This is a genomic window from Acidaminococcus sp. BV3L6 (genome assembly GCF_000468835.1).
GTDB lineage: Bacteria > Bacillota > Negativicutes > Acidaminococcales > Acidaminococcaceae > Acidaminococcus > Acidaminococcus intestini.
In genome coordinates, this window is sequence record NZ_AWUR01000024.1 from 1 (window position 1) to 12558 (window position 12558).

The window sequence follows — 12558 nt, forward strand, 5'->3', positions numbered from 1 at the left end:
CCGGAATAATCTTCTTTCTGATCGGTTCTTTTTTTACATTATTTTGCAGGAATGATGGTTCCTTTGAACTTTTCTCCAATGAATTTCTTTACTGCGTCGGAATGGAAAAGGTCCGCAATCTTTTTATAGGTCGGGTTGTCCTTATCTTTTTCGCGAGCAGCAAGGACCATGACTGCAAGGGGCTCATCATCCTTTTCCCAGAAAAGGCCCTGTTTCTTGACATCCATTCCGCTGCTCATGACATAGTTCATGGTAATGACGGCAAGGTCTACATCATCCAGACTGCGGGGCAGCTGAGCTGCTTCCAGTTCTTTGAATTTGAGGTGCTTTGGATTTTCTGCCACATCGGCTGCTGTTGCTTTGAAACCGACGCCTTCCTTTAGCTTGATGAGACCTGCTTTTTCAAGAAGGACGAGGCCACGCCCGCCGTTTGTTGGGTCATTGGGGATGGCCACGACGCTGCCGTCAGGAACGGCATTGATATCATGAATCTTGTTGGAATAGATGCCCATACGCATGAGAATGGTATTGCCAATAGGAACGAGCTTGGCATTGTTCTGCTTGGCAAAATTTGCCAGAAATGGTGCGTGCTGATAGCTGTTGAGGTCTAAATCACCTTCCGCCAAGGCTTTGTCCGGCGTAATATAATCAGAGAATTCGATGACTTCCACATTGATTCCCTGCTTTTTTGCTTCGTCAGCGACGGCGTGCACAACGTCGGCATGAGGACCGGCCGTCGCACCAATCTTGATGACCTTGTTCTGCGGCGTACTGGCTTCTTTCTTTTCACTGCTGCCGCAGCCGCTTACGAGAGCGAGCCCGAGAAGACTGACAGCAAGAAGGGTAAGAACGCGTTTTTGCATAGAAAAGACTTCCTTTCTGATTCGACTAGATGTTTCACGTGAAACATTGCTTTTAGGATAAGCGGAACTCAATCGGCATCGGGCCAGACTTCACGGGCAATGCTGCGGATAAGGGTGAGCTTCTTCCACTCGTCTTCTTCCGTGAGGAGATTGCCTTCTTCCGTGGAAGCAAAGCCGCATTGCGGGCTAAGGGCCAGCTGATCCAGGGGAACCAGGGCGCTTGCTTCCTTGATCCGTCTTTTGATGGCTTCCGAATTTTCAAGGTCTGCCGATTTTGAGGTAACAAGGCCCAGAACAACCTTTTGGTCCTTGATATGGTGGAGCGGATTGAAGTCCCCTGCCCTATCCGTATCGTATTCGAGAAAGAATCCATCGACAGGACAGTGCGCAAAGAGGGTCTTGGCAATGGGCCCATATCCGCCGGAAGAAAACCAGGTGGAACGGAAATTGCCGCGGCAGATATGCATGGTAATGACCATATCCTTGGGTTTAACGGCAATGACCTTGTTGAGGACCTTGACATATTCTTTGGCAATACGGTCCAGGTCAAAACCGCGTTTGGCATAGGCTTCGCGTTTATCTTCATCACAGAATTCGCCCCAGGACGTATCGTCCAGCTGGAGATAACGGCAGCCTGCGTCGTAGAAGGCCAGGACCGCTTTTTGGTAGGCAGCGGCAATGTCTTCAAAAAGCACGGCTTCATCGCGATAGCGTTCAATCGGTGTGTAGGATTCCGTCCGCACGCAGGCGATGAGGTGAAGCATGGATGGAGAAGGAATGGTCATCTTGGCTAGGGTCTCCCCTGCTGCCTTTTTAAGAAAACGGAAATGATTCAGGAAGGGATGGTCCGTAAAATCAATTTTCCCTGTAATGGCGATGGTGGATGCTTTAGGCTGCGCACCCTTAAATGCAACAGACCAATGATCGGCATGGACTTCCGTGACACCATCAAGGGCAGCCAAAAAGTCCAGATGCCAGTAGCGGCGACGGAATTCGCCGTCTGTGACGGCTTTGAGGCCGCAGGCTTTTTCCTTTTCTACAAGGTCAAGGATGGCCTCATCTTCGGCTTTCGAGAGTGCTTCTAGGGAAAGGGTCCCTTCTTCAAAGGCTTTTCTTGCCGCTTTGAGAGAGGCCGGTCTCAGGAAGCTTCCAACAATATCGTAACGAAATGGTGCGGTGGCAGTCATTGTATCGTCCCCTTTTGCTCTAATATTCTGATTCATAGTATTGATGTAGGGTATTGTATCTCATCAAGGATTATTTGTATAATCCCAAAAAAGAATGAATGGATATAACTTTAACGCATAGCAAAATCAGCATACTTCAATTTATCATAAGAAAAAACGAATAATAGATGGGAAGAAACGGATGCGTCAATTATAGGAAATGTTGATGACAGTCGCACATCTGTCCATTTAGTTGTGGAAGCTGTTAAAAATAAAAGTGAAAGATTGTAATCTGGCAAAAGCATATAAGTGACCTTTTGGGTAACGGCATCAAATCGGAAGAATAGAAACGGGCTCATATGATTAGGCCTGTTTCTGAGGATATAAATAAGTATCGGAGCAGAAGAAAAACTTCTTTGGTACGCCATTACTGTCTTAGTATCCATAGGAAGGAGGCTTTATGCGATCATACGCTGGGAAAAGCTCGATCCATGACCAAATGCTGATCTTCTGGGATGGCTCCAGAAGGGGGAATCCTATGGATACGAGGGAGGAATCTGTTTTGCTTCTTTAGTCCTCTTGCTTTCCTCTTGGGGAGGAATAGAAACGGGGAACGGTGGTGTCCCAATGGGAAGGCTTTTAAAACATGGGAATTAGGCGAATGTTTCACGTGAAACATTCGCCTAATTCTCCGAGACAGCTAAAAAATGGGAGACAGGCACCAAAAAGAATGGATTTAAGATTTTTTTTGAATGTTTCACGTGAAACATTCAAAAAAATGGACAAGGTGAACAGGGATTTTTTCCCTTGATGATGTAATTTGTGATAGAATAGGACGTGAACCTATGAATAAGGAGAGAAAAAATGTCATGACGCAGATCATTGCCATCGCCAACCAAAAGGGGGGTGTCGGTAAGACAACAACAAGTATCAACCTTGCAGCCTGTCTTGCAAACACGAGAACGAGAGTCCTCCTTGTGGACCTTGATTCCCAAGGAAATGCAACAAGCGGCCTTGGAATCGATAAAAATACCCTTGAAAAAGATATGTATGATGTCCTCATCCATGGAATCCATATGGATAAGGTCGTTGTAGAAACAAAATGGAAAAATCTCAGCGTGGCTCCGGCTACAATGAACCTGGCCGGCGCGGAGATTGAATTGATTGAGAAGAAAAACCGGGCCTTAAGTCTAAAAAAACAGTTGGATAAGGTCAAGGAAAGTTATGACTATGTCCTAATTGACTGCCCGCCTTCCTTAAGCTTATTGACTATCAATGCCCTTACAGCGGCAGACTCAGTACTGATTCCCATCCAGTGTGAATTCTACGCCTTGGAAGGGGTCACCCAGCTCATCCAGACCGTTGATCGTATTCGGGAAACGAGCAACCCTAATCTTTCCGTAGAAGGAATTGTCATGACCATGGCGGATACGAGAACGAACCTTTCCAATGATGTTGTGACAGCCGTCCATGAGCATTTCCCAGATCTTCTTTATAAGACGATGATTCCTCGCAGTGTACGCCTTGGAGAAGCACCTAGCTACGGGGAACCCATCATTGCCTATGATCCGAAATGCAAGGCTTCTGATGCATATCGGGCTCTATCAAGGGAGGTGAAGCGCCGTGCCAAGTAAAAGAGGATTGGGGAAAAATGGTCTTGATGTGATGTTTGAACCGGTTAAGAAAGTGGTCAAAGAACGGCAGGCGGGTGAAAATGTAGGGGAATTGGCTGTTAAAAACTTAATTCCCAATCCCTACCAGCCGCGTCACACTTTTGATGAAAAGGCTTTGGAAGAACTTACCCAATCGGTTCAGGAAAGCGGCATTATCCAACCCCTTATTGTCCGCAAAAAGGGGAGAACCTATGAAATTGTTGCCGGAGAGCGCCGTTGGCGAGCTGCCAAGGCAGCGGGGCTCGTCAAGGTTCCTGTTGTCATCCGTGATTATGATGACGCCACTATGATGGAAGTCGCTCTTGTTGAAAACATGCAGCGCAGCGATCTTGACCCCATAGAAGAGGCTCGGGGCATCAAGAATATGATGGACGCTCTTAAGGTCACTCAAGAAGAAGCGGCCAAACGCCTTGGTATGAGCCGGGCTGCTTTGGCAAACAGTCTGCGGCTTTTAAAGCTTCCTGAAGGAGCGGCCCAACTGGTGACGGATAAAAAATTGACTGCGGGTCAAGTTCGTCCGCTCCTTAGTTTGACGGATCCCCAGCAAATTGATAAGCTCGCGCTTCGTGCAGCAGAAGAAGGTTGGTCTGCTCGTATGGTAGAAGAATACGTTACCAGTGAAAAGGAAGGCCTTTCTGAAAAGGAACAAGCTGAGAAACTGGAAGCCCAACAGACCGCTAAAAATGGGAAAAAAGCGAAGGATAAAGCAAGACGGTCTGTCAAGGAAAGTCAAAGCATCTATGTGAAGGCTATCCAAGAAGATCTAACCCAATATTTTGGGACAAAAGTCAAGGTCCAGCCTGATAAGAAGGAACATGGAGGCCGTATCGTCATTGAATACTATAATGAAGGCGATCTGGAACGGGTCATGGAACTTCTAAAAAAAGAAGGACCTGCTTTGCAAGAAGAAGGAAAACCGTTTACGGTGTAGGTGAAGCATCATGATGGGAACAGGTACGGTGGTCAATGCTGTGGCCATTGCTGCAGGTGGAGCTCTGGGTCTTTTGGCGGGACGCGGCATCAAAGTTCGGTACCAGGAGACCGTTATCCATGGACTGAGTCTCTGTGTAATGGTCTTGGGACTCAAGATGGCTCTTGCTGGGCAGCATACCCTTTTTGTCATTTCTGGTCTCGTCCTGGGAATCCTCGTAGGGGAGGCGCTGAATATTGAGGGAAAACTGGAACAAGTAGGCCTTTATCTGGGAAAACGGTTTTCCCAAAAAGGGGAGACCGGAGCCTTTGCAAAAGGATTCTTAACGACAAGCCTTATTTATTGTGTTGGTGCCATGGCTATTGTTGGATCCATTCAAGATGGATTAAATGGGGATGCATCAACGCTGTATACAAAAGCGATGATTGATGGTCTGAGCGCCATCATGTATGGTGCCAATATGGGAGCGGGGGTTATGGCATCTGCTTTATCTGTCTTTTTTTATCAAGGGACACTGACACTTCTTTCCAGTTTCATTGGACCTTTTGTTACAGATGCAGTGGCCCAAGAGATTTCGGCAGCAGGGGGAATCCTTATTTTTGGTATCGGACTTACAATGTCAAAGATAATAGCGATGCGAGTAGGAAATATGATTCCTGGCCTATTTATTGTTGCCGTTATGACGTATTTTTTTGGATAGGAATGAAGACTTGTCAATTTCTTCTCTAAGGAGTATAATGGACGGGTACATCGGGGTTATAGCTCAGTTGGTTAGAGCGCATCGCTCACATCGATGAGGTCTACGGTTCGAACCCGCATAACCCCACCAATTGAATCCCTATAGGGCACGCGGAAGCGGCCCTTTTTTTATAAAGAAATGGGGCCCAGTGGATCAACCACTGGGCCCCATTTCTTTTCGCATGCTGGCAAAGGGGAAAATTAGTTGACAGGAATTTTTTAAAGAACTCTCATCTCAATACTTGCGTAAAAATCATTTCTCAATGGATTTTTCTTAAAATACGACTCAATCTATAAGGAAAACAATAAAAACGCTCAGAAAGGATTTTTGAAGGGATATGAGGAATCCCTCAAAAATAAGAAGATTCTTCTCTCCCTATTACCCCATCCATCATTTTGTTCATTTTGCAGATAGTTCAGGATAGGGAGTAAAGGGATGAGGCGATTTGTCATGGCGGCCAATCATCTTTTCCATCCAAATCATATCATAATAGCGACCGAATTTAAATCCACATTGATGAAAGCGGCCGACAACTGTATAGCCTAGGTGCTCATGGAAATGAGGACTATCTAGGCTTAAAAAGGGATCTGGTTTCTTTTCGTTAGATGGATAGGCGATGCAGGCATTTAGATTCAGGATTCCCATGGATTGAGCAGACTTTTCGAGAGCATGGTAAAGGGCTTTTCCTACTCCATGATGTCGCATATTCTTTTTTACGTAGATGCTGGTCTCTGCACAGTGGCGGTAAGCAGATCTGGGATTAAATGCGCTTAAGTAGGCATATCCTACGACTTCTTGGTTTTCTTCACAGACAAGGTAAGGATATTGCTGAAGGGTATGGACGATCCGCTCTCGAAATTCCTTTAAAGAGGGAACCGTTTTTTCAAATGTTATGGCTGTTTCTTGGATATAAGGAGCATAAATCAAACGCAAAAGCGCAGCATCATCCGGACTTGCAGGACGGATGACAAGAGGAGGGAATGAAACAAAGGGCTTCATCGATTACATCTTCTTTCAGTATTAGATAAGAGTCATTATAGCACGCGGAAAAGCAATGGAACCCATATATTTTTTCTATCTAGGACGGAGCCGGATAGAAGGCCGTAAGGATAATAAAAAAGGGCTTGTCAAAAGCGGCAATGTCCGGTATACTAATAATGTTAGATTAAACTAACTAAAACAAAAAATAGTAAGCGAAGGAAACTTGGAAACTTTGCTTACTCCGTTCTTTTGGTGTAAAAGGAGGAAACAATGAAAAAACAATTTGTCACAGCCCTGGTTCTTGCCCTGGGAATCAGCGGCACGGCACTTGCAGCCAATCCTTTTTCTGACGTTCCCGCTGGTCATTGGGCTTATGCCGCGGTTGCCAAGCTGGCCGCGGCAGGGATTGTCGATGGCTATCCTGACGGCACCTATAAAGGCGACCGTACCATGACCCGTTATGAAATGGCCCAGATTGTTGCAAAGGCACTGGCTAAGGGAGCTATCGGTGCTGATGATAAGCTTGTTGGTGAATTTGCCGATGAGCTCGATAATCTTGGAGTTAGAGTAGCAAAACTCGAAAAGAATGCGGATCATGTTCGTGTGACTGGCGAGGTCCAGATGAGCTATGCAAGCAATAAAGGCGGTATATTCAAGGACGATGGGGAAAGCAATTCTGAATCGGACCTGAGGACCCGTCTTTGGTTCACTGGTGAAGTGAACGATAACTGGCACTATACGGCCATGCTTGAAAATCATCAGTATTTTCAGGGCAAGAATGAATCTGGTGACAGTGACACCGATTTCCAGCGAGCCTTCTTGGAAGGAAATATTGGAGTTGTCGGTATCAAAGCTGGCCGCTATGATGAATTCCTCGGCAATGGCAATATCTATGATAGCCAGGTCGACGCGGTTCGGGCGACCGTACCTTTCGGTAATGCCTATCTCACGGCAGCCTATGGGAAAATGGCCAGTGAAAGTGATTTTGGCTGGAACGATGATACGGATGCTTCCGTTGCTGATACGTTCTACCAAGCGGAGTTGGGCGGGACTTGGGGCAACCTCAATCTGGCGGCTTCCTACCTTAAGGCCAAGGACGTTAAATTTGAAGATTTTGGCCTAAATGGTGACAATAAAATTTGGACGGTTGGCGCTGATTATACCGCTGGCAAGCTGAATCTTTCCGGTATGTACCTGAAAGGTGATAAAGATGTCCTTCTTTCCGAATATCGAGACGGCGATGATGACGGTTACGTCGTTGGTCTGACCTATGGCGGTGCTGAGGAAGATAAGCCGGGCAGCTGGGGCCTGATTGCAACTTATTATGATCAGTCTGCTCCGACGGTTATTGCCCACACTATGGATGGTGCATGGGATGCCTTTGCAGGTTATGGCTTCAAAGGCTATAAGGTGGGAGCCAACTTGACCCTTGCCAAGAATATGGTGGCTGAAGTTGACTACTATGATTTGAAGGGCAAACGGGGAGAAACCTCCGATAAACATGCCCGTACGCTCTGGAGCCAGCTCGTTGTTACTTTCTAATGATAAGCTCCCCTTTGGGAATTTTATCTAATAAAGGGTCGTTCCTGGAGCGCAACGGGAACGATTTTTGAAAAGGGCAACCGTCTTCATTGCAAGAATCGTGTGCCTGTGTCACCCCAACTTAACATCAATGTTACCTTAAAAAGTCTCCTTGGATGATCCGGGGAGACTTTTTTATTGTTTCACGTGAAACAACATGTTTTGTATATGGCTGTTCTTCCTGCTCGTATTTCGTCAAGACAATCAAGGCGGCTTCCTTACAAGGATTTTGCAGGGGCTTACGGAAAGCTTATTCCTTTGTTTAGGCTTTGTTTAGATTCAGCTTTTATACTGATGAAAATCAAGGAATCAAAGGAGTGGTCCCATGAACGTGCTGGTCACTGGAGGAGCCGGATTCATCGGCAATCACACTGTAAGGTATCTAATCGAAAAAGGATATGATGTAACCGTTGTCGACGATCTTTCGCGAGGCAATGTAGGACTGCTTCCTTTGGAAGCTCATTTCTATCCAATCGATATCCTGACGCCTCAGTTTCAGGAATTTATGGCAGCCAGACATTTTGACGCGGTAATCCATTTGGCCGCCCAAATTGAAGTTGCTTCTTCGGAACGAGATCCGCTGCGGGATGCCTCCCTTAATATTGGTGGGACCCTTGCCGTCTTGGAAGGTGCCAGAAAGTCCCATGTCAGCCGGTTCGTCTTTGCTTCTTCCGCAGCCGTTTATGGTCATCCGTCAGAAGCACTCCTGCCGCTGGCGGAAGAAGCGCCTTTATGTCCGCTGTCTCCTTATGGATTGAGCAAGGTGACGGCAGAAAACTATATCCGTATGCTGGCACCTTCTTTTTCTATGGAATGGGTGATTCTTCGCTTTGCCAATGTATATGGAGAGCGGGAAGTCCGTAAGGATCCCGGTGGTGTTATTCAGATTTTTGCCAATCAGATTGCGCGTCATCGCCCCATCACCCTTTTTGGAGCAACTGATCCTACCAGGGATTGGATCTATGTCCGTGACGTAGCCGAAGCTCTTGCAAAGAGCCTTGTAACAACACGTGGTGATGCGGTCTACAATATTAGTACGGGAAAAGAAGTTTCCTTGAAAACGGTACTGGCGATGCTCGAAAGGGCAGCCGGGTACAGTGTTCCTCATGAACAAGGTCCTAAGCGGTACGGAGACATCCATCGTTCCGTGCTGAGCTGCGCAAAAGCAAGGACTTTATTGGCATGGATCCCAAAGATGACCTTGGAAGAAGGACTTTTTCGAACCCTTCGGTTTGCTCAGGATCAAGCCCGTCAGGAGGAAGTTCAGTCATGAAAAAAGAACGTGCTTATCCTTGGCTCCTTTTGGTCTTAGGGGCCATCCTTTTATTTGCCGGGAACCAGGACCTTCTTGTGACCGACCCGGTTGAATCAAATTATGCTGAAACCGCGCTTGAAATGCTTCGAAGTGGGGATTGGTTTTCCCCAATGATCTATGGTCATTATTGGTATGACAAGCCCATTTTTTATTATTGGGAACTGCTCCTTTCCTTTAAGCTATTTGGCGTAACTTCCTTTGCTGCACGCCTTGGTTCTGCTTTATTTGGCCTTCTAGGGATTGAGCTGTCCTACTTTTTTTTGAAGCGGTTGTATTCAGCTAAACGGGCCATGGCGGCTTCTTTGCTCCTTTTGACCAGTGCTGAATATTTTTACATTGGAAAGGCCATCATTACGGATATGACGCTCTTTGTCTTTTTAGAAATGACACTGATGGCATTTTATCTGGGCTATACGCAGAAAAAATCCAGCTGGTACTATGCGGCCTATACGGCCGCTGCCATCGGGACCTTGGTCAAAGGCCCGATAGGACTGGGGCTTCCTGGCCTTATCATCCTTTTTTTCCTCTGGTGGCGGCGGGACATAAAAGCCTTGGCGCACATGAAACTGGTTTCCGGAGGGCTTCTCTATTTGATCTTGACCGGCCTTTGGTATGGACCCATGACGGTCCTGCATGGTCATGACTTTCTTCTGAATTTCTTTGGCGTCCATAATTTTTTGAGGGCTACCGTTTCGGAACACCCACGCCAAAATGTTTGGTACTACTATTTCTTTGTTTTTCTTTTGGGCTGGGCCCCTTGGTCCTTTACCCTGCCCCTTTCAGGATCAAGGCGGGAGTGGACCCTTAAAATCCGGAATTTCTGCAGGCATGCAGCCTATCAGAAAAAGCTCCCCGAAGTGGATGTTCGGAAGGCTTTTTTTGCTTCCTGGGCTTTTGTGACGATTTTTATCTTTGAACTTGTCCAGACAAAATATATGACCTATACGTTTCCTTATATGCTGCCGTTTGCCGTCTTCTTTTCCTCCTTTTTGGTCCAACATGAACGGCTTGTAAAAGGACTGGCGGGAGGCGCTTTGACCGTGTATCTGATTCTTACTTATATGGTAGCCATCCCGCAATGCCGGAAAGCTTCTGCTTATGATGCGGCCCAGATAGTTAGAACCATGATCAGAAATGACACAACAGTCGTTACCTATGGCGGACGCTATCCGGTTTCCCTTACCTATTATTCGGGTTATGTGGCCAAACGGCTCAAATGGAAGGATGAAATTCCAGAGCTGCTTCCGGGCGCATTGGACTGGAACGCAAAGAACATGATGCCTTTTGCTTCTATAGAATCCCTTTCAGAAGATAAGGACATCCTTGCCGTTGTGCGGAGCGGGGACCTGCAAGATTTTGAGACAGATATTGACGGAATCTGGGAATGCGTCCATGATGATGGAATGTGGATGGTTCTTAGAAAAGTTGTACGATGACCCCGATAAAGGGGATTCCTCTTAGCAGGAATCCCTTCTTTTTGTAGTATAATAAAAAAGTGGATTCCAGCGTGTTTGTGTAGGAGGACGCATGATACATATACGAGATTTTTCCATAAAAAAGCGGCTGCTGTTTTCTAATTTTTTCATGATCATCATCCCCGTGATCTTTATGGCCCTGTTAAGTGCCCTTGTCTTCTTGAGCCTTCAGTTTGGTAATTTGAATCGGTCAACAATCCTCTCCTTTCTTTGGCCGGAAAGTGGGCCGACACTTTCAACCCAATTTGAATTGACCCGGTTCCGTGTCCGAGCCGATCAGTTTAAGAAAAAGAGCAAGGACCTCGTGGACTCTGCCCATCATCTGGAGGCGTTGGGATGTCGGGTGGTCATCGTTGGAAAGCAGGGTGCCATCATCTATCAAACAGAAGATACACAGGGCATGGAAACCCTTTCCCAAGCACTTTCGGAAGCTCCCAGCGGAAGAGGTTCCATCTCCTGGGGGGAAAAGGGCCTTGCGTTCCATTATTTTTCTGATGAGAGTGGGGTCCGTCTTGCCGTAATTGGAGAAGGGCCTTTGGTCGTGGACGGGGAACTGATCGATATCAGTTCCAAGGCTCTACTAAAAAAGAGCTTTTATGTGGTCTGCGGCTTGGTTACCTTGCTGATCCTCATCATTGGCTGGAAGCTGTCCCGGTATCTTGGCAGACAGATCATTGAACCGCTGCAGGTCCTGCAGGTGACGGCCAGTCATATTGCCCAAGGGGATCTTGATACGCCGGTTCCTGTAGATAGCGAAGACGAAATTGGGATGACGATGATGGCCTTTGAACTGACGCGCCGCCAGCTTAAGATGGCACGGGAAACCCGGGATCGATATGAACGGAACCGCAAGGAAATGATTGCAGGAATTTCCCATGACCTTTCAACCCCTCTGACCAAGATCGAAGGGTATGCCTGCGGCCTGCGAGACGGGATTGCAGATACACCGGAGAAAAAAGACCATTATTTTCGGATGATCATTGATACGGCAAGGCATATGGGAAACTTGGTCCAAAGCTTGTTCCTTTTTTCCAAGCTGGACCTGGGGCAGATGGAATACCATATGGAGAAGGTTCCTCTTAAGGCATATTTGGAAGACTATGTTGAGGAACAGTCGGAACACTTCAAGAGCCAAGGACTCTTACTCAAGGTGGAGGCTCCCCGGGAGGAATGCGTAGTCCTTCTTGACCGGATTCAGTTTTCCCGGATTGTAACGAACCTTCTTTCCAACAGCATCAAATATAAGACGGCTGATTTGGGGCATGTGGTCATGAGTTTGTCGGTTCCAAGGAAACAGTGGGTTCAGCTGGCTTTTAGCGATGATGGGCCAGGGGTTGCGCCCAGTGATTTAAGCCATCTGTTTGAAAGTTTCTACCGTACTGATAAAGCAAGGACCAATCCGGCCAAGGGTAGTGGACTTGGGCTTGCCGTCGTACGGGAGCTAGTGAAGGGAATGAAGGGTATCATTTGGGCTGAAAATGAAACGCCCCATGGCTTGAAGATTGTCATGGAGTTTCCATTAGCAAAGGAGGAAGCATGAAAAAGGTACTGATTATCGAGGATGATAAAGGGATTGCTGAACTGGAGAGGGATTATTTGGAAGCCAATGGATTTGAAGTCCAGATGGCATTTACGGGTCTTTCGGGAAAAAAAGCAGCCCTGAGTTCTCCTGTTGATTTGATTCTTTTGGATATTATGCTTCCCGGAGAAGATGGTTTCCAGGTTTGCCGCGAAATCCGAGCAGAAAAAGATATCCCTATCCTGATGGTCTCCGCAAGACAGGAAGATATCGATAAAATCAGGGGATTGGGACTGGGTGCCGACGACTATATTG

Annotated in this window: 12 protein-coding genes and 1 tRNA gene; 9 read left to right on the forward strand and 4 right to left on the reverse strand. The window is 46.8% G+C overall.

The genetic code is table 11. The features are described 5' to 3' along the window. Positions 1-38 precede the first annotated feature (38 nt). The 3 genes from HMPREF1246_RS04910 to HMPREF1246_RS10815 all read right to left on the reverse strand — a co-directional run bounded on the left by HMPREF1246_RS04910 (position 39) and on the right by HMPREF1246_RS10815 (position 2475). Positions 39-863 (reverse strand): MetQ/NlpA family ABC transporter substrate-binding protein, encoded by an 825-nt coding sequence (locus HMPREF1246_RS04910; protein ID WP_009015008.1) that lies wholly within the window; start codon positions 861-863, stop codon positions 39-41. A gap of 68 nt (positions 864-931) precedes the next feature. Next, on the reverse strand, positions 932-2050 hold the full coding sequence (locus HMPREF1246_RS04915; protein WP_021736887.1) for a 5-methyltetrahydropteroyltriglutamate--homocysteine S-methyltransferase: 1119 nt from the start codon (positions 2048-2050) through the stop codon (positions 932-934). A gap of 110 nt (positions 2051-2160) precedes the next feature. After that, on the reverse strand, positions 2161-2475 hold the full coding sequence (locus tag HMPREF1246_RS10815) for a hypothetical protein (RefSeq protein WP_231368237.1): 315 nt from the start codon (positions 2473-2475) through the stop codon (positions 2161-2163). Between the two features lie 399 nt (positions 2476-2874). Here HMPREF1246_RS10815 and HMPREF1246_RS04920 point away from each other — a divergent pair, with 399 nt between their 5' ends. The 4 genes from HMPREF1246_RS04920 (at position 2875) to HMPREF1246_RS04935 (ending at position 5462) form a co-directional block, all read left to right on the forward strand. Beyond that, complete coding sequence (locus tag HMPREF1246_RS04920; protein WP_014129187.1) at positions 2875-3663, forward strand: ParA family protein; 789 nt, start codon at positions 2875-2877, stop codon at positions 3661-3663. Continuing rightward, the gene (locus HMPREF1246_RS04925; protein WP_009015011.1) at positions 3653-4633 is read left to right on the forward strand and encodes a ParB/RepB/Spo0J family partition protein; all 981 of its coding nucleotides are present in this window, start codon (positions 3653-3655) and stop codon (positions 4631-4633) included. Before HMPREF1246_RS04920 ends, HMPREF1246_RS04925 begins: the two co-directional genes overlap by 11 nt. Before the next feature lie 10 nt (positions 4634-4643). Further along, positions 4644-5333 carry a DUF554 domain-containing protein gene (locus HMPREF1246_RS04930; protein WP_009015012.1) on the forward strand — a complete coding sequence of 230 codons (690 nt, stop codon included), beginning with the start codon at positions 4644-4646 and terminating at the stop codon, positions 5331-5333. A 52-nt stretch (positions 5334-5385) separates the two neighbouring features. Further along, positions 5386-5462: transfer RNA gene (locus HMPREF1246_RS04935), tRNA-Val, on the forward strand. Positions 5463-5771: 309 nt separating this feature from the next. Here the strand turns inward: HMPREF1246_RS04935 and HMPREF1246_RS04940 are convergent. Continuing rightward, the gene (locus HMPREF1246_RS04940) at positions 5772-6371 is read right to left on the reverse strand and encodes a GNAT family N-acetyltransferase (RefSeq protein WP_021736884.1); all 600 of its coding nucleotides are present in this window, start codon (positions 6369-6371) and stop codon (positions 5772-5774) included. A 252-nt stretch (positions 6372-6623) separates the two neighbouring features. On the opposite strand from HMPREF1246_RS04940, the gene HMPREF1246_RS04945 reads away from it, so the two are divergent. The 5 genes from HMPREF1246_RS04945 to HMPREF1246_RS04965 all read left to right on the forward strand — a co-directional run. Next, positions 6624-7895 carry an S-layer homology domain-containing protein gene (locus HMPREF1246_RS04945; protein WP_021736885.1) on the forward strand — a complete coding sequence of 424 codons (1272 nt, stop codon included), beginning with the start codon at positions 6624-6626 and terminating at the stop codon, positions 7893-7895. A 364-nt stretch (positions 7896-8259) separates the two neighbouring features. Continuing rightward, the gene (locus HMPREF1246_RS04950) at positions 8260-9207 is read left to right on the forward strand and encodes an NAD-dependent epimerase/dehydratase family protein (RefSeq protein WP_021736881.1); all 948 of its coding nucleotides are present in this window, start codon (positions 8260-8262) and stop codon (positions 9205-9207) included. After that, positions 9204-10685 carry a glycosyltransferase family 39 protein gene (locus HMPREF1246_RS04955; protein WP_021736886.1) on the forward strand — a complete coding sequence of 494 codons (1482 nt, stop codon included), beginning with the start codon at positions 9204-9206 and terminating at the stop codon, positions 10683-10685. Before HMPREF1246_RS04950 ends, HMPREF1246_RS04955 begins: the two co-directional genes overlap by 4 nt. A 148-nt stretch (positions 10686-10833) precedes the next feature. After that, positions 10834-12264, forward strand: a complete 1431-nt coding sequence (locus HMPREF1246_RS04960; protein WP_227079555.1) for a cell wall metabolism sensor histidine kinase WalK — start codon at positions 10834-10836, stop codon at positions 12262-12264. After that, on the forward strand, positions 12261-12558 hold a 298-nt coding region (locus tag HMPREF1246_RS04965; protein WP_021736880.1), incomplete at its 3' end, for a response regulator. The genes HMPREF1246_RS04960 and HMPREF1246_RS04965, both read left to right, overlap by 4 nt.

Coding starts and splice junctions, on each gene's coding strand:
- HMPREF1246_RS04960 (WP_227079555.1), top strand. CDS start 10,834: ATGATCATCATCCCCGTGATCTTTATGGCCCTGTTAAGTGCCCTTGTC.
- HMPREF1246_RS04945 (WP_021736885.1), top strand. CDS start 6,624: ATGAAAAAACAATTTGTCACAGCCCTGGTTCTTGCCCTGGGAATCAGC.
- HMPREF1246_RS04955 (WP_021736886.1), top strand. CDS start 9,204: ATGAAAAAAGAACGTGCTTATCCTTGGCTCCTTTTGGTCTTAGGGGCC.
- HMPREF1246_RS10815 (WP_231368237.1), bottom strand. CDS start 2,475: ATGGATACTAAGACAGTAATGGCGTACCAAAGAAGTTTTTCTTCTGCT.
- HMPREF1246_RS04915 (WP_021736887.1), bottom strand. CDS start 2,050: ATGACTGCCACCGCACCATTTCGTTACGATATTGTTGGAAGCTTCCTG.
- HMPREF1246_RS04950 (WP_021736881.1), top strand. CDS start 8,260: ATGAACGTGCTGGTCACTGGAGGAGCCGGATTCATCGGCAATCACACT.
- HMPREF1246_RS04920 (WP_014129187.1), top strand. CDS start 2,875: ATGAATAAGGAGAGAAAAAATGTCATGACGCAGATCATTGCCATCGCC.
- HMPREF1246_RS04940 (WP_021736884.1), bottom strand. CDS start 6,371: ATGAAGCCCTTTGTTTCATTCCCTCCTCTTGTCATCCGTCCTGCAAGT.
- HMPREF1246_RS04930 (WP_009015012.1), top strand. CDS start 4,644: ATGATGGGAACAGGTACGGTGGTCAATGCTGTGGCCATTGCTGCAGGT.
- HMPREF1246_RS04910 (WP_009015008.1), bottom strand. CDS start 863: ATGCAAAAACGCGTTCTTACCCTTCTTGCTGTCAGTCTTCTCGGGCTC.